Source organism: Intestinibaculum porci (genome assembly GCF_003925875.1).
Classification (GTDB): domain Bacteria; phylum Bacillota_I; class Bacilli_A; order Erysipelotrichales; family Coprobacillaceae; genus Intestinibaculum; species Intestinibaculum porci.
In genome coordinates this window covers 1321152-1340018 of record NZ_AP019309.1, presented here as the reverse complement: position 1 = coordinate 1340018, position 18867 = coordinate 1321152, and the positions used below count along the sequence as shown (strand labels likewise).

The 18867-nt window shown below is 36.5% G+C and carries 13 protein-coding genes; all 13 read right to left on the bottom strand.

Annotation, left to right across the window (positions count from 1 at the left end):
* Positions 1-274: 274 nt before the first annotated feature.
* The gene (locus SG0102_RS06425) at positions 275-940 is read right to left on the bottom strand and encodes a PoNe immunity protein domain-containing protein (protein WP_125119188.1); all 666 of its coding nucleotides are present in this window, start codon (positions 938-940) and stop codon (positions 275-277) included.
* Positions 927-1838: a hypothetical protein gene (locus SG0102_RS06420; RefSeq protein WP_125119187.1), complete on the bottom strand. Its 912-nt coding sequence runs from the start codon at positions 1836-1838 to the stop codon at positions 927-929. Before SG0102_RS06420 ends, SG0102_RS06425 begins: the two co-directional genes overlap by 14 nt.
* Positions 1823-5062, bottom strand: a complete 3240-nt coding sequence (locus tag SG0102_RS06415) for an ATP-binding protein (RefSeq protein WP_125119186.1) — start codon at positions 5060-5062, stop codon at positions 1823-1825. The genes SG0102_RS06420 and SG0102_RS06415 overlap by 16 nt, the downstream gene beginning before the upstream one ends.
* Before the next feature lie 37 nt (positions 5063-5099).
* A complete protein-coding gene (locus tag SG0102_RS06410) occupies positions 5100-5591 on the bottom strand; it encodes a hypothetical protein (protein WP_125119185.1) in 492 nt (163 codons plus the stop codon).
* 14 nt (positions 5592-5605) lie between these two features.
* A complete protein-coding gene (locus tag SG0102_RS06405; protein WP_125119184.1) occupies positions 5606-8194 on the bottom strand; it encodes a dynamin family protein in 2589 nt (862 codons plus the stop codon).
* A 595-nt stretch (positions 8195-8789) separates the two neighbouring features.
* Positions 8790-9302: a hypothetical protein gene (locus SG0102_RS06400; protein ID WP_197715082.1), complete on the bottom strand. Its 513-nt coding sequence runs from the start codon at positions 9300-9302 to the stop codon at positions 8790-8792.
* 44 nt (positions 9303-9346) lie between these two features.
* On the bottom strand, positions 9347-10471 hold the full coding sequence (gene proB, locus SG0102_RS06395; RefSeq protein WP_125119183.1) for a glutamate 5-kinase: 1125 nt from the start codon (positions 10469-10471) through the stop codon (positions 9347-9349).
* A gap of 41 nt (positions 10472-10512) precedes the next feature.
* Positions 10513-11445 carry an alpha/beta fold hydrolase gene (locus SG0102_RS06390; protein WP_125119182.1) on the bottom strand — a complete coding sequence of 311 codons (933 nt, stop codon included), beginning with the start codon at positions 11443-11445 and terminating at the stop codon, positions 10513-10515.
* An 87-nt stretch (positions 11446-11532) separates the two neighbouring features.
* Complete coding sequence (locus SG0102_RS06385) at positions 11533-14115, bottom strand: leucine-rich repeat protein (RefSeq protein ID WP_162300187.1); 2583 nt, start codon at positions 14113-14115, stop codon at positions 11533-11535.
* A 502-nt stretch (positions 14116-14617) separates the two neighbouring features.
* Positions 14618-15274 carry a pentapeptide repeat-containing protein gene (locus SG0102_RS06380; protein WP_157982988.1) on the bottom strand — a complete coding sequence of 219 codons (657 nt, stop codon included), beginning with the start codon at positions 15272-15274 and terminating at the stop codon, positions 14618-14620.
* Positions 15258-16199, bottom strand: coding sequence for an abortive infection family protein (locus SG0102_RS06375; RefSeq protein WP_125119179.1), 942 nt, complete (start codon positions 16197-16199; stop codon positions 15258-15260). Before SG0102_RS06375 ends, SG0102_RS06380 begins: the two co-directional genes overlap by 17 nt.
* 220 nt (positions 16200-16419) lie before the next feature.
* Positions 16420-16662: a hypothetical protein gene (locus SG0102_RS06370; RefSeq protein WP_456298645.1), complete on the bottom strand. Its 243-nt coding sequence runs from the start codon at positions 16660-16662 to the stop codon at positions 16420-16422.
* Between the two features lie 290 nt (positions 16663-16952).
* Entirely contained in the window at positions 16953-18716 is a 1764-nt protein-coding gene (gene thrS, locus SG0102_RS06365) for a threonine--tRNA ligase (RefSeq protein WP_125119178.1), read from the bottom strand.
* Positions 18717-18867 lie beyond the last annotated feature (151 nt).

The window sequence follows — 18867 nt, the reverse complement described above, 5'->3', positions numbered from 1 at the left end:
TTTTTTCTTTTCCAGGTTTGATTTTAATAGGCATTTTATAGAACAGTTTAGCTGTCTCACAAAGGTCATGAATAATTGCTATGAAAAACGATCGCTTTATATAGTATTACAGACAAATAAAGCTGTCCTCTTTTAATACTTTGATTTTTAAAGTTTTAAGTTCATCTTCACCAGGAACAAGAGACACATGACTAAAGATCATCATTTCCCGTTTTTATAGTTAATTGAGCATCACGGCACCTGTATTAAAGAAATATATCAAACAGCAATTCATTTAAAATATAGGGTAATAAATATTCTTAGAAAGAATATCTTCATTTAAGTTAAGAATTCTAGCTAACGCTGCACTTTCAAAACTCCAATATCCTACATAAACATCATTCTTATTTTTATCAGACTCATACCATGCTGCATCTGCGTGATTTTCATACCAAGATTCAAGATATGTATTTAAAGCTTCTTCTGGAGTACGAGAACCAACTACTTGATCCAATTGATCAAAAACTCCTGTTACAGTAAAAGTCCCTTTCCAAACAAATTCTTGTGTTTTAATAAAAGTTGCAAAACAATTTAACAATTTATCTTTTGAAATCATTTCCCCATGTTTATTCATTAATTCATTAATTCTATAATGATCATCTAGGGCAACTTGAAATGCCAAAAGATTTAACACAGGCTCAAAACCCGGTTTTTCCATTTCAATGATAGTATCAAGAGCATCATCAACAGTTTTCCTGATAATTCTTAGAGAATAGCCAGCTGAATATTCAGCAATAACCAAATTCACTTTATATGTAATCAACGATAAATTAATGCGTTCACATTTAGCCTTATCATATAAACTTACCTGAAGTTTCTTTTCTTTTCTATCAATCCGCTTTTTTTGATAAGCAATATACTCATCAAAGTATTCTGTTGACTTTCTTTTATCTCTCATCATATGAATTACCCCTTATCTCATTACCATTTTCGTCAAATCTTTGTACGATTGTTTTGTCTTTATTCAGATTACCTTCTGCATCAACTGTAGAAACATCCGCTTTACTCATTCCATCCGGAGAATTGCCATAGCTAAAATGATAAAGCTCTTTTCTTATAGATTGAGGATCATCTTCATAAGCATCAAGAATTTCATCAGCTTTCTTTTTACCAACCGCTTTTTCAAGTCGCTTTACAACCCATTCATCGGACATCTGATCTGTTCCATCAGCCAGTCCTTTATTTAATCTTGAAGAATTAACTTTTGCATCTACGATAACATACACTTTTTTACCATTTGCATCTTCTTTTTCATAAGCGCCATCAATTCCCTGACCCGACTTATGTTCCAAGTCAACGACACGGTCTTTATGAATTGGCCTATAGCCGCGGGCGATATAATACTGATCCATTAACATCTCGCCAAGGTTACCTTTTTCAGCATCAGTTAGCTTTTCGCCACGGAAAATTTTTTTAAACGCCTCTGCAATTGCTTTTCTCTGTAATTGATCAATTTCCTCAGGGGAGCGCTCCTGTTCGCTTACTTCTTTATTTTCTAAGCTATCTTGTTCAATTGTCACTTTGACTTCTTTTGCATCAGCTCTATCTTCAGGAAAAAGATGATCTAAAAATTTACGACGATTGAACAGTAAATTCTCACTCTTCCCTTTTAATTCATTCATTTCTTGATTTTCTATAATTTTATCTTTACCTATTTCATTTAAATCTTGCTGTCTATGATAATCATCATTGAAAAGCCGATTTTCCAGTTCTTTCTTAAAAACCTTATTTTTTATATCATCGACTTTCTTGGCAGTTACTATGTCCATTATTGGGGCACCCGCTATCTCTTTAAGCATGAGCTACCCCTCATTTCCTCATTTAATGTAACAAGATTTCTTAGCAATTCTACATATTCTTCTTGACCTGCATATAAGTCTTTTCCTAATGCTAATAGTGATAAAATTTTAAGCGTCTCTTCTTCATTAAAATCATCTAATTGAGGCTCTAATGTATCTTTCATAGCAGTAATCCATTCTCTAGCATCATTGCGATAGCCAATATTCTTTTCTAGAGCTGTGTCAGGTGCAAAGATTTCATGCATAATACTCATCCGAAGTTTTCTGCCTTTCTCAACATCCTTTTCTTTTGCAAACTTTAATAAGTTCACTTTCAATTCAGTAGATAACATAGCATGATCGATATCAGCCAAAATTTTATCTGCTGCCTCTTTACGAATAGAACCAACAGGTAAAAGCGCAAACCTTACCACTTTATTCTTCGTTTTAGACGCATCCGGAATTGGACTTGGATTAGGTTTATATCTTTTATTCCATTTTTCATCCCATAAATCAACATGACAAAGAACCGGCTCAATCCAATTGTTTTGATATACAGCACAAACACCAGTTTGTAATTTAGCTAATTCGACGATTTGTTTATCATTACAGCTTGCCGCTTTTCCAACTAAATCTCGATCCGTTGCATCGGGAAGGCGGAAAATAATCTTCGTATTGGTGTTTCTAATAACAGACATATCCATAAGACCAGGTGACTGATCCGCAATCACAAATCCTTCGCCATAGGTTCGCATTTCCGCAATAGCATTAGCCAGCATTTCAACAGACTTTCCAGCAAGATTAGCGGTTTCCTCACTTTGATCAATACTTGTTTTACGAAGAAGATTATGAGCTTCCTCTAAAACCGTAATATGTGAAAGTTTTTTATTAGTTCCGGTTGCTGAAGACATACGATATTCCTGCAGTTTAATAATCATCAACCCCATTAATAAGGATTTCGTTTCAGTTGATCCTACCCTGCTTAAATCAATAATCACATTATGATCAAAAAGTTCTTCCATTGTAATTTCATCATTAGTAAGGATTTGACCATTAATCCCATTCGTCAACGAGCTCAATCTCATCGATAATGCCCCAATGTAATCACCTTTACTATCAGCAGAATATTGCGAATGCACAATCACTTCATTGACTTGTTTCAATACATCTAAGAAATTAGGATATAAAGCTTTTCCATGATAAGAATATCTACATTCAGAGCGATTCAAATCCCATCCAACAGATTTATAAGCTCTTTCGATTGCTTCTTTAAGAACTGCCGGCATCGCCGCATACATCGGCCAACATACATTAAATATTTCAATCAACCGATCAATATGTTCGAGAACATGGATATCTTTAGGAAAACTAAACGGATTGATCTTTAACAGTTTTCCTCTTAATGGATTTGTTCCATAAACTGCCACATCATCATATCCGCCAAAAACATCCTTATATTCCCCTTTTGCCGGTTCTATGACCATAAAATGCGTATTTTCAATATCATCACCTAACTGCAGACAGGTCTTTTTTAAAAGCTGATAGATCGCATTGGACTTACCGGCACCCGTTGATCCTGTCACAAAAACATGGGACGTAAAGCTATCCTGATCCAGAATCACTCGTGTATCTTCATCAACATGCATATGATGAATACATCCAAAATCAATTTCATTGCGATGATCTGATTTACCTGAATACAATACATTTCTTCCAAAGCTTGCACATTCAATAACAGGAATACCGGAAATTGATTTTTTAGGAATACCCATATAAATAGGTAACTCTTTTCCACTCACCAATGTTGAAACGCTAGCTGGAATCTCTTCATTTTCTTGGTCAGCCAAGTTAAATATCGGATGATTAAAAGTGCTAAGATAAGGTCTTAAATATTTCGCTTGCTCTTCGTTCCATAAAGATATATGTGCCGCTTCGACAGAAGAATGCTCACCTTGAATTAAAGATTTATAAGTACTTGCAACTGAAACACATGTTCCGTAATCCTTTGATAAAAAATAGGCACCACAATCATACATTCCGAAATCGCTACATTCATCAATTCTTTTTATTTGCAAATCAATTCTTTCTAAAATTGCTTTAATTGATCGATTTTCATATGTAATTTGCAGCCCTTCTCCTTGAGATGATCCCAAAGCATTCGCAATCGAATTTTGTTCACTTAAAGCTTTCGATTTTCCAGTTGTATCCGTCTTTCCTTCCGATTCACCCACATCCTTATGTCTGCCATGAGTAAAGTGAGCATCTATTGATGAAATAGCACTGCTTGCAAATGATCCTCCCAATGAAGCACCAAAAAATTTAATGCCGACATTAAAGGCCGCAGAAACTGCTTTCGTAAACGCCTCGCCTTTGCTTCCGCCAACAGTATATGAGCTATTTGTGCCTTTGGTTAGTGTATGCGTGTTTGTTTTAGAAACACTTTGATTAACTGAATCAGTTACCCCCTTAATAACACTATTTGTTACTGTTTTACTATTAGTTGAATTAACAGAATACTCAGACTTTTCAAAAGGCTTCAACGCAGAATATATTTCCTCATAACCGCTGCGAATAGATTCCCTTATTAAATCATTCACAGGATCCGCAATTACTAAAACAGTACATTTTTTTCCTTTAAGGGAATCAGTTAACTTCTCCAAACCTTGAATATAGGACTTATTACCATTTTTTTCTTGATTCTTTAAGGCTGCAATCCCTGATACTGCTGATATACACATATCATCTTCAAAGATATCCTGTACAATTTCTTCTCGCTCCTCTAGAGTGTCAATAATTTCAAGTTCACTGCCCGGGAAGTTAGCCTCGACATTCCTCTTTAAGGCTTCCAATTGCTGTTGCGGTACAAAATTATCCTTTGTCGTTTTACAAACTGTGCCATAATAAACTTCAATTTGTGAGCCATTACTTTTCAAAATCATAACCAGTGTCGCTGACTCATACAATGCTGTCGCATTATATGCAGAAGTTAACTTATCCAGAATATCTTCATCATCGTCATATACCACTTTTTTCAACTTTGAAAGCATGATATTATCACCAACAATAAGAAGCGGCAAATCGTCCGATCGTTCTTTTGGCATAGAGAACCCTACATTATATGTAGGTACAAATATTGGACGTTTGTCAATAGTAGAAATATACTTATGCATTACCATTTGATCAACCATCGCAAGCGCATCATCCAAATCATTCCGCGATCTAACATCAATATCTTCTTTAGCCATACATGCTTCTCCTTCATCCACAAATAATTCCAAACTATTAACTACTCAATTGATTAACTAAAACAAAAACCAGCAGCAATCCCAAAGCCGCAAGAATAATAATCACCAATGGATTCAATTGCTTTTTTCCATGGCTTTTATTTTTTTCTGCCATTCTATTCTGATATTTGCTTTTTCCAAAAGTTAGTTCATCTTTATAAATAGACTTTCCCATCCGTTTAATCAAGTCAAGCCGCTGATCTAAAGCAAAATTATCTTCTAACCAGACAAGGCTCAGTTTGTAATAATCTTCATCCCAATCATCTTTTTTATATTCGCCTTCCTGCATTTTATAAGGCTCAGTTAAAATAAGTTCCTGACCATTAAAGGAAATACTCTTCTCTCTAATGTACTGACATGCTTCCTCAAATTCCGTTGTTGCAAAGGTTGGATCTGACCCAATAATGCCTACCAGCAATGCTCTTAATACTACTTTATCTTGTTTTTTAATAGCTTCATCATATGTCGCATTTGGATAAAAATAATTCATACGTATTCACCTCGTTAAATTTTAATTGCTTCCAGCCTATCTACTAAATCATTCAAAATATCTCGCTCCTTTTGAAGTTTCAAAATTTGCGCATTATACTTCTTCTCATCAGCTGCCAATTTGTTTAATTCTTCTTTAATTCTCGCAATCTCTCGATCTTGCTGATTGATGAGATCAATCACCTTTTCAACACGCAGCTTTGATTGATCTTTTAAAAAACGAATATCCTCTTTGTAAGCATTCTTTAAACCAACGACGTTCTTATTAAAATTTGCTTCAATTGGAGTGATATTATCAGAAACATATCTTTCAACATCAACATCTTCTTTTTCAATAAAGTTCGGCAAATTTCTGGTTTTCCATGCCCCTGGAATTGAACTGAAGAATTTACCAATATTCAAGCCAAATTCAACATGCTTTTTTTGGGGATTTTTCTCATTTTTGATTTTTATATAGTTAGCTTCTTTAGTAAAACTATTTTTATCAATCAATTGTTTATAAGCAACTGTATCTTGCAATGAAAAACTACCGTTATTCATCAATCCTTCTTTTTCGAGTGCATGGACATAAGAAATATATTCCTGATATAATTTCACAACAGTATTTTTTTGATTCTGTTTCACCTTCCATACTGTATCCCTAAACTCAGCCTCTATCGTATCCACCTGTTTTTTGGCGTCTAAAATAATCCCCTTAGCTTCATTAATTGGCACTGATTTACCACGATTGCCAATTTTACTTGCTATATCTTTTTTCAGCGTCGTAATCTGTGAACGAATAGCATTTGCTTCAAAAGGCAAATTCTCATTTATTTCATCGATCCTTTTTTTAGTATTTGCCATCCTCACTTTTGCATCATTCAATTTTTGTCTTTTGATCTCTTTATCTTTTTCTTCGGCGTCATTCTTTTGTCGAGAGCTTACCGCATCACTATAATATTTTCTCGCTTTTTCTAATTCGGTGCTTTCATTAATATTCAGCGACTTTAATTCACCAATAATATCTACAAAACAATTTAAAAGCTGTCGCACCTGAAGTGGATACGCATAAAAGCGAATATATTCGCGAATCGCATCTTTCAGAGCTGGTACACCACTATGAATGAGAACTCTTTGCGCGAAATCCAATTTTCCACTAAGTTTATTTCTATATTTTTCTCTAATTGCTGCTGAAACAGAGCTTTTCTCTTCAAGACAATAATTAGAATAATTCTTGTACTTCATTTTGATTTCTTCAATCAAATTATCAAAATCATTTTCTAATCGATTTGGATCATAATAATATACTTTTTTACAAAAGCTTTCATAATAACCATATTGTTCCGCTTTTTTTGTCATTCCTTCACTAATACCAGGAGCTTCAGTAAACCCATTAATAACCGCTAATGCAACCCCTGATGAAATCGGAAAAACTCTAGGCGTGACAATATTTCTAATTCTTTTTGAATTAGGCACTTTTTTGATATTATGAACAAAATTTTCAATACTATTATCTAAAGACTCTCCTGAATTTGAGTAGCTCAAAGAATCGCACTTATTCATAACAAACAAAAAGCGATCATTAAAGAAGCCTTCATCATTATCTGCGGATTCCTCAATAATATCCATCAATTCAACAATATTTTCATCTTCCAGTTTATCATCCGAAATAAGTACAGCCATTTCTTTTTTCTTAGATTTCAATACTTCTTTTGTTATTTCAAGATGCGAACGATTAATAAAATTTACTGAATCTCCATCAATCTTCTGTTTATCATTTCCAGTTGCACTATCCGTGCCCGGTGTATCAATAAGAACAATTTTAAAATCATTTGCAATTCCATTGGGATATAGATTGGATAAGTCAGTATAAACGTTAATCTCCTGAACCTGACTATTAGCACCTTTGATTTTATCTTGTACTTCTTCTTCGTTTTTACAAAGATATTCCTTTTTCATTCCTTTATCACAATATGCAACCTTTGCAATACCCCTTGGCATTTGCGAATGAATAATTCTACAAACATTAGCTGTACAAGTCCCTGATGCAGTTGGTAATAAATTCTTACCAATCAAACAGTTAATTGTAGAAGATTTTCCACTGCTATATGTTCCTGTAAAAACAATTCTAAACTCTTCATCCTTAATTTCTTCATACGCTTCTTTAAGATGATCGTATTTGTTTTTTAACGCTGGAGAATGAGACTCATCGACCATTTTTGAGAAATCATCATTAAGCATACGATGTACAACATAGTCGATATTGTCCTTCATTTCTTCATCAGAAATAATTTCCTTAGACAACTCAAATTTAAGCTTTGCTTCACATTGTCCCTTTTCATTTTGCATTAGAAGTGACTGTTTCACATTCTCATAGTCAACAGCACGTCCAATAAATTCAATATTGATATCTTTATCACCCATTTTACATAACACAGGGAGTAATCCGTCCCAGCCATCTCTTACAATCGGATCAATCCATGCCTGAATAGGCATACGTACGCCCGAATCTAAATACCTCTTTAAATTAGGATCACAATATTGATTACTTTGAATTTCCTTGTTATCAACAACAACTCTAGACCTCATCTCGTATGGATTATATTCAATTAGTACTTTTTTCATAACTCCTCCTCAAGGTGATTGCCACCTTTGCTAATATTTAACGCCTCTATGCGTTATAACCTCTTCATTCTTTTATTTATGGTAGGTTCATTTAACCTTAAATATATAGTCATCACAATTCATTAAAAATTTCTAATTTTTAAACATAAAGCGCTTACTTATTTTTATATTATCACCTTTCAAGGTTATATACAATTTTTACGGATGTAAATCCGAAAACTCACTTATTCCTTGAGATCACTTTAAAATATCAGCTTCAAGAACAAATCAAAAATTGAAACTTTATTTAGTTTTATTGTATCAAATATTATGTTCAAGATTTTAGACATAACAAATATTTGTATAAAAAATCATACACAGTATTCCACCTATTTAACATATTAAAAGCATTACTTTCTCACTAAATTCATGTATAAATGATCGCTTTCTTAATATAATTCTTTCATACTCTTCGTTTTTATTGATTAATACATTCTATTTCATCCTTAATTAGTAATTTGGCCAAATAAAAAGAAGCCCGAAGACTTCTTCTTTTTAGGGACGACACCAGGCAAATTGTTTGCAAGAGGTATCACAGTAAAATTGGATTCTAATTTTAATCATCTGCCCCTCTATATTGCGTTAAGTGATTAAAGTCGTCCTCATTTAAGGATACTGTCTTTTTATTTTCACATAGTGATAATACATAATTAATAAATTGCATTCTATTTTCTTTACGATCAGCATAATACTTTCTAACAATTGGATTGTTAAAAAATTGCACCTTGTGATTTACAGCAGGTTTATATTCTATCATTGATTCAACTAGATATTCTATATCATCCTTCATTTCTGACGAATACTCATCTTCTATGAGATTATAAACACTTGCTGTGATCAAATTACGCTCATCATCCCATTGATCTTCTGATGAATAATACTGTGGATATAGAAAGGGGAAATCTTTAAACAACTCACCTTTTCTCCAACAATCTTCATAGACAATAAGTGCAACATCTTTTTCTTGTTTTTGAATAGAAAAGAAAATTGTATTCTTATAGTTAAATTCTAATTTAAATATGTAGTTTACCATTTGCAAGAGTCTCTCCATCTTAGCATATTTAACCATAAAAGTCCTGATATACGCACTAAAAAAAAAAAAAAAGAGAAAGCCTAAACTTTCTCCTTTAACACAACCATATTATTGGCATGCACCACTTCATCATAATCTTTATAATGAAGGATCTTTTCGATTTCACTGGTATTGAAGCCTTTGATCAGACGAATTTCATCTGAAGCATAGTTGGTGATCCCCTTGGCGATGAGATCGCCCTGGCGATTTTTAATATCCACCACCTGCCCGATCAAGAAGTCACCATTCACAGCAACGATCCCTTTAGGCAATAAAGAGACGTGATGTTTCACTAAGGCCTGTTCACAGCCCTCATCAACGATAATATCTCCTTTAGGCTTTGTACGATAGGCAATCCAGTGTTCCTTGGCCTTTAAATTACGACCACTGTGACCATTAAACCAGGTTCCTTCATCAACTAAGGCATTGAGAATGCTCTGTGGCTTCGCTCCATTGACAATACACATATGGCTGCCATAATCATTGACCATGCGGGCAGCCTTTAATTTGGTCGCCATACCGCCGGTTCCTAGTTTAGAAGAAGTATCACCGGCGTAGGACATAATCTCTTTGGTAATTTTAGGCACATAACTGATCAGCTTAGCCTCAGGATGCACTTTAGGATTGGCGGTATAGAGTCCATCGATATCTGATACTAAGATGAGAAGTTCAGCCTCTATAACAGGGACCAGTAAGGCCGCTAAGGTATCATTATCACCAAACTTGATTTCTTCCACGGCTAAAGCATCATTTTCATTAATAATCGGCACCACATCATAATCAATTAAGGCATTGAGGGTATGATTAAGATTCATCAGACGTTTACGATCATCAAAGTCATCATGATTGAGTAAGATCTGGGAACATTTCATATGGAAGATCTTGAAGAGTTCTTCATAGATTTCCATTAAGCCGGCCTGCCCAATTGCGGCTAAGGCCTGTTTTTGCGGTAAGGTGGTAGGCTTTTCCTGTAAGCCTAAACTGCCCATTCCGGCCGCGATCGCCCCCGATGATACTAAAACCACAATATAGCCTTGTCTTTTTAACGTTGCAATCTGAGAAATGACCTTTAAAACGCGTTCACGATCAATTTCTCCATTGTTGCCACATAAAGATGTGGAACCCACTTTTATAATAATTTTATGTATATCTTTGATATTTCTCATAGTACTTCCTGCTTTCCTCACCCATTATACAAGAAAAACGCCTAGGATCCTAGACGTTTTTCCATCCAATACAGCAAATCTGCATCGGTCATTTCATGACTATATTCATTGAGAATTTCATGGCGGGCCTGCGGATAGAGTTTGAGCTGAATATCCTTGATACCATAAGCTTTATAGTCCATATACACTTCTAATGGGCCATGCCCATAATGTCCCACCGGATCCTCCGAGCCGCTGACAATATAGAGCGGCAGGTTCTTATTCATTTTTTCGATCCGCTTTTTCTTATTACATTCATTGACCATATTAAACATCGTATAGAAACCATTTAACGTCATAGTAAAGTTATCAAGCGGATCCTTTGCATAAAGATCAACAATCGTTTCATTACACGTTAACCAGTCATAAGGGGTTCTCGGCTTTTGAATATGATCATTATAAGTGCCCATAGCCATATTTGCGACCATCTCTGAGCGATAGTGCCAGCCTTTGACTTTCGCCATAGCTCTCGTGAAGTTTAATGCAAAATTCAATGTACTCGTATTTTCGTGACCGGTGCCCATAATAATCGCCCCGTTTAAACCATCGCTATAGGTAAACAAATAGTTTCGCAGTAAAAAAGAACCCATCGAATGACCTAACATGAAGTAAGGAACACCCGGATACTTTTCCTGCATCTGCTTACGTAAAGACTGAACATCTTTGATCAGATATTCATCGCCATGGGGATGATGGAAGAAGCCTAACTCTTCGTTATTATGTACACTTAAGCCATGGCCTAAATGATCATTGCCAATCACTAAAAAGCCTTGATGCGCTAAAAAACAGGCAAAACGATCGTACCGATCAACGTATTCACACATGCCATGTAAAATCTGTAAAATACCTTTCACGTCACCTTCTGGCAGCCAGGCGATGGCATGAATCTGATGCTCGCCATCAGCTGACGGATAATAGAATTCCCTCTTGTCCATAAACATTAACTCCTTGTATATATTTTAAAAGAATTCGCACCAAACTGCAACAAATCCATAGAATCATCTCAATTTCTTAATATTTTCTTAAATGCAGTTTGCCCTTTTCCTAGCCTCTATGCACTTAGAAATGGCTTTTTGAGCTATAACTTTTTCTTTCTTTTTCGCAAAAGATAAAAGCGAAGCTAATTCTTCATCATCAAAAAGCGAAAGATGAGAAGCGACTCGCTCTTCATCAAGTTCAATCAGATCATGAATGAATAAGCGATCGAGAAGATTACAATAGTATTCTGTCATCCGTTCTTTATAAAAATAGTTTTTTTGCATCCCTATGCGCATCACCGTATCATCAGGGATTTCCTCCCAGGAATCATAAAATGCCTCACCAACAATGCCAGCATGTCCAGAGATGGTATGTTCATAGGCAAAACCTAAGCAGGAGTTGAAATAAAATGTTGAATACTCTTCTACTTCAAAGAGCCATCCCTGCAGATACAACTGATGCAAAGTGGCTTTTCTGATTTTTATGTTGTGGTAATACCTTTGAAAATCCTCAGCTGAGGCAAAAGTGATCGTTTTTTCCTGGAACTGATGCCTATAAAAGCGCATGTGACGTGCTTGAAACATCTCTTGCCAGGCTGTTAATTCCTCTTTTGGTAAACAGCGGGGATAGGCAACAGCAATCGCCTGAAAGTGCTGGATATCAATGGCTGCATTTCTTTGATCCACATAGGCATGATCTCCAATCATAAAGCGAATCTGATGATCCGCTTCCCAGACTAATCTCTTTGCTATTTGTTTGCCAATGGGATTGTCTATAAAGAGCGTCAACCACTCTTGAAGGGCAAAAGTATTGTTTTCAAACACATAAGTCCCTTTTAAGAGGTGGGTAAGATAGTGAACAACTTCCTCAAGTTCATTTTGTTCAGCGGCTAATGTAGACAATAGTTCCTGATTATGCGTAGTCATCTTTTGTTTGTTTTGATTGACGAATTGCAGGTGAAAGGCTGCATCAAACCTGATCATCGTTTCGCCTTTCCCCTCTTCTAAAGACTTGTAGCATTGCAGATCATACCCTAAGTCAGCCGCCATCCTTCTTAAAGTAGAAACACTGACATGATGGATCTGCGCCATTTCATTCATGAGTTCCCCATTATCTTTCAAGCGGTATTCGATAAATCTGATGGCGTAGCGATTGGTTGTTAAAAGCAAGGCACCGGTCGCTAAAGCATAGGCACATTTTTCCCTATTGTCCCTTTCTTGATTTCTTGGCCAGGAGCTGTTTTTCACTTTTTGCCACTTATTCATATGGGTAATCAGATTGATGATTTGTCTGTTGGTCCCAAATCTTGCGTAGGGAATCAAAAAGTTAAGAGGCTTTTCTAAAGTCTCATCAAACAGAGAATCAATAACCCTTTCTAAATCATCCGGGTTAAGGCGTTGGGCAAGAACATCGCAATGTTTCAGCACAGAAAGAGGAATCAGCTGCGAAAGATACCACTTGGGATCTTCTACTTCATCATTTCCGCTGTTAAAGGTTTCAATGGACTCAAGCATATAAGGCACTATGGTGCAGGCTACCACAAAACGGGAAACCGTTTTGTCTGAATGTACCTTACGTACATGATCAAAAATGGCAGCATCAATGCTCATCTTCACTATGCCATCATAAATGATGGCTTGATCGAAATGATTCAGACAGTACCGTTCTAAATCTTCGTCATTTGATGATTCTATGATTTGAGTATGTGCCAAGAATTCATGCAAATACTGTTTATCATCGAGCTGAGCGAGTCGCTTAGCCATCTTCGTGATGGCTTGTTGAGAAACCTCTGGGCGATGCAGATAGATGAATGTTAAAACTTTTTTGATTTCCTGTTCTTCAGCATCTTTTGTAATATATGAACCCATAAGATCTATCGTTTTATTGATATCCTTGAGTAAATGAGGCATTGCGAGTTTGATGAGATCTTCATCTTCCTGATGAAGATATAATGCGATATAGTCATATAAATTGACTTGGTGTCCCCAGTCTTCGATCAGTTTTTTGGTGTGCTGGTAATCTAGCTGTCTTGCCTGGTGCAAATAGTATTTAGGCTTAGAAAGATAGAATCCGCTTTTCTCCTCTATTTCCACCACACTCTCTGGCGTATTGCCATAGGCCCATCCAGGATCATTCCAGTTTTCTTTAATGGTTGTAATACCATCAGGAATCATGACGGTGGGTGCCTGACCGGTATATCGTATTAATGTTGTGCCTTCAATTTGGAAGTGCGTATAATCGATGAAATCACTTTTTACAATTGTATCTCTGTTTTGTAATTGGGCATGAAAAAGATCGGGATAGGTATGAACGAAACACCCTTTTCCAATCTCTTTTAAGCTATGAGGGCATTTCACACCGGTAGCCATCGGTACATTATGGAAACAGTAGTTTCCAATTGATTCTAGTCCTTCATAAAACCAAATATCTTCATAATCAGGGACATTGTAGAAACAATAATCATGGATCTTCTTTAAGGAATGTGGGAATCTGATCCAGCGGATACCGACAAAAAGATCAGTCTTGATCCCACCGGTGGAGACGATTTCTTCAACCCCTTCGGGAATGATCAGTTTGCTTCTGTCGATGTAGTGCTGAATATTCTCATGCGTTAGTTCAAGTTTCATTTTTACCTCCTTATTGGAATGCTTATTCTCAATACAATTGTACGTTTTGGTGTGCAAAAACAAATAGCGAAGACCCATCAGCCTAATTTCTCAGACTGCAGGTCTTCGCTAACAATACCATCGGTATAGCTGGATTTTTATATTCCAGAGGCCTATAAGCTTTGGTGGGAAAGCACAAACCCCACGGTTTGAAAAGCCCCAAAAAACTGGATAGCCTACGCTACTTTAGAGCGCCATAAATAACAGCAAACGCCGAGCGCGGCGACCATGTGGCTGCTTGCGTCCGGCGCATATTTTCTTATTTACCCCAAACAATCAAGAGGGACTACAAGATTTAACATTTTTCCAACAACCAGACAAAGAAATCCGACAATAGTACTCATATTAGAAATCATAGACATCCCTCCTCGAATGTTAGCTATCATGTTACAGTCCCCGATCTCTTGTTACCAAGCCTCATTAGCAACACAACCTCTCGATTGTGTGGGGCGGAACATATATATTATATCATTCTTTTTTCAGCTTTCAACTTCAGTTCTAATTTTTTGTATGTGGTTAAGTTTTTGTTCGACTTTCCACTGATGCGCCACAAAAGTTTAGGCAATTCTTCTGGTGAAAACTTCTTCTGCAACAAATAAATATTTAATCTGTTATACTTGTTTCCCGGAAGATGCAGTAGTTTGTATTTGCGAATATTAGTATTGTCTTTCAATGCTTCCAGCACTTCTTCTAAATCGGATGTGTGTTGGAAATCTGGATATTGGGATAAGACCTCTACAAATTTACCCAAAACAATGTTCCTACATCCAGATATATTCGTATTGACGATGGTAGTATATTCCATATGCGCAGTATCGAATTTGCAGTCGATGAATTTGCATCCCATAAATACACAGTCAGTGATATAGGCATTGGAAAAATTACATTTGTTGAAACTCGTACCCCAAAAATCACATCCAGAAATTTTTGCAAAAGAAAAATCAACTTTTTTGAAGTGTGAACCGCGAAAATTCAAATAATCAAAATGTTTATTTTGGGCATTACACTTAACTAATTGACTTTTGGCCAAGTAACGGCAACGTGCCTCATTAACAACTTTTTGAGGCTGACACTTGTATGTGATAAGGTTCAGTCGATCAATTCTATAAGTTTGTCCCATGTTTTGCCTCTCGATCTGCATTTTGATACACCGATAATATGAAGTCCGCCATAGCGATTGCGGAATTAACAAAGAGACGGGTATGATAATCAGCTATGCCAATGCGCTTACTACCAACGCCGTGAGAATCACTTTCCTTATTTCTCATTTCAGCGATTGCAGAGATTATCTTTTCCAAACCTGAGAGAAGCGTGTTTATGCGCTTGTCCAAATTCTTGTTTGCGTGCATATTATATAAAGTCTTGACCTGACCGTAAAGTTTTCCAATATTACCGCTGTCCGAGGGAACTTCTCCTTTTTTCTCAATAACATAGCAAAAGGTTTCTTCGAGTATGGTGCGGGCTTTGGTAATGGCGCTATCGAAATTTCCCTCATCAATGTCCTTATTGGCTCTGCCAGCCAAATCTTTTATATAGGCGCGGTCAATGATTTTTACAACTGGCGCAGCAACAGCGACAACCTCCCCCACATTACAAACCTGATATACCTTGCCTATAACGCGTAATTCATGACCGCCAAAGTATAAAATGCTGTTAATCTGTTCCAAAACTTTTTGTAAAATAGCTTTGTGTGCGCGCTGTATGTCCTTTACAGATAAATCTCTTAGCACATTCACAAATTTATCTTTTGAAAAAAGATAAGATAAAAAATCAGACATTCGATTTTCCTTAATGCAAAAAGCCATAATATTGTCAAAGTATTGCCAGCGGCTCAACGCTCCGCCAGACCATGAGTAGGTTGCTGGCAACCCAAAGATAGACGAAAGCTCGCAAATAGCTGGCCCGCTTAAATACGGCATCGCTATTTTTATTCTTGTTTCGTTTCCATATTTATCTTCAAAGGTCAGTTCACCGAAGTCTTTATCACCATCTAAAATAGCTATAATTTTTTTAGATCGGAGCAAAGAAAAATTATTCTTCTCCATGACTCTACCTCCCACGCTAAACATTGTATTTATTTGCTTAAATTATAGCAGAAATAAAGTGTAACGTCTATTATGATGCCACCAGACACAAATACCAAAACACTTGTTGTGTTTGGTGGCTTTCTTTTTTTACCCATTTCTACGCATTTGGAGCAGCGTTTCGCTGGATATATGATAAATCCTCCGACCACGCCGTAAAGGCCCCGGAATACCAAGCTTTTTAAGGCCCTAAATGCGTAGATTGCCAGTACCTTTTCCGCTGTCGTTCTGCCTCTTTGCGGCGGCGCATCCGTTTGGTGCAGGCTGGGCAGTATTTGTCCCGGTTGGACTTTGGCATAAAAACAGCGCCACACTCGGAGCAGCGTTTCACCTCGTCCCGGTCTTTGGCGATCTCGGTACACAGGGCCACATCCAGCGGGAGAACAGCAGCGCGGAACCACCGGCACAGCAGCGAATAGTAAATGCTTTGAATACAAACACATTCTTCGCCATCGTCTAGCAGCAGACAGTTCCGTCACAGTAGTTGCAACACTCCCGCGCCAGCTTCATCAGCCTGATTTCTCAGACTGCAGGTCTTCGCTAACAATACTATCGGTATAGCTGGAGTTTTTTTACTCCAGAGGCCTATAAGCTTTGGTGGGGAAGCACAATCCCCACGGTTTGAAAAACCCCAAAAAACTGGATAGCCTACGCTACTTTAGAACGCCAGAATCAAAAAAAGAGATATGAGAATTCTCATATCTCTCGCCACGTTTAGTGGTTAGATAATGTTTTATCTAAAACTTCTTTCTTTAATAAGTCAACGAATTCTGTATATGGAACAGTTGTCTGTTTCTGCTGACCATAGAGACGATAAGTAACGGTATCGTTATCTCTTTCGTTATTACCAAGTACTAATTCATAAGGGATCTTATGGATCTGAGCTTCACGGATACGATAGCCTAATTTTTCATCACGGCAGTCAGCGTCTACTCTAAAGCCTTCTTTTCTTAAACGAGCAGCTACTTCTTGAGCATATTCACCCTGGTAGTTTGTATTAACTGGTAAAACAACAACCTGTTTTGGTGCTAACCATAAAGGTAAGTTACCTTTTGTTTCTTCAAGTAAGAAAGCGATGAAACGGTCTAATGAACCTAAGATTGCACGATGGATGACAACTGGACGCTGTTTTTCACCATTTTCATCAACATAAGTTAATTCGAATCTTTCTGGCAGCATGTAGTCTAACTGGATCGTTGATAAAGTCACATCATGGCCTAAAGCAGATTTTACCTGAACATCTAACTTAGGGCCATAGAAGGCAGCTTCACCTTTGGCTTCATAGTATTTGACACCCATGTCATCTAATACTTTACGTAACTGTGATTCAGATTTTTCCCATAATTCATCATTACCAAAGTATTTTTCTTTGTTTTCTGGATCTCTTAAAGATAATCTGAATTCATATTCTTTAAAACCAAAGTCTTTATAAACATCTAAGATTAAATCATTGACACATTTAATTTCTGATGCAATCTGATCTGGTCTTAAGAAGATATGAGAGTCATTCTGCGTAAATGCACGGGTTCTTTCAATACCTGTTAAAGCACCTGATGCTTCATAACGGAAGTCATTAGCGATTTCCGCAATACGAACTGGTAAATCTCGATAAGAATGTAATGTAGATTTATAGATCACCATATGGTGTGGACAGTTCATTGGTCTTAAGACATAAGCTTCATCATCCATTTCCATTGCTGGGAACATATCATCTTTGTAATGAGCCCAATGACCAGATGTCTTATATAACTTTACGTTACCAAGTGATGGTGTCATAACATGTTCATAACCTAAGGCTAATTCCTTATCCATGATGTAATCACTTAATAAACGTCTTAATGTGAAACCATTTGGTAAGTACATTGGTAAACCACGACCTACTAAATCATTAAACATGAAGATACCTAATTCACGACCAAGTTTACGATGATCTCTCTGTTTTGCTTCTTCTAAGAACGCTAAATGTTCTTCTAATTCTTCTTTAGTTGGGAAACATACCCCATAGATTCTCTGTAAAACTTTATTGTTTTTATCACCTTTCCAGTAAGCTCCAGAATGTTTGATTAACTTAAAGTTCTTACACTGTTTAACAGTATCAACATGAGGACCTCTACATAAGTCAGTGAAATCACCCTGTGAATATGTAGAAATAACTGTACCATCAGGGAAGTTATTAATTAAGTCTACTTTATATTCATCATCCGCAAATTCTTTTAAAGCTTCTTCTTTAGAGATTTCATGACGAACAATTCTCTTACCATCTTTACAGATCTTTTTCATTTCTTTTTCAATCTTAGGTAAGTCTTCATCAGTAATAGTGACATCCCCTAAGTCAATATCATAGTAGAAACCTTCTTCTACAACAGGACCTACCCAGAATTTAGCCTGTGGCCATAAATGTTTCACAGCCTGAGCCATTACATGAGCACATGAATGATTTAATGTGTTCAAATCTTTTTCATTTAAAAAATCTCTCATACTCTCTCTCCTTCTAAATAAAAAGGCCTTCATCCAAAGGACGAAGACCGTGGTACCACCTTAATTTATGATCATAATGATCACCTTAAACTCTTAACGCGAGGAACGGCCATCTCTTTCGAGGGCAGCTAATAGGGAGTACCTTTATTAT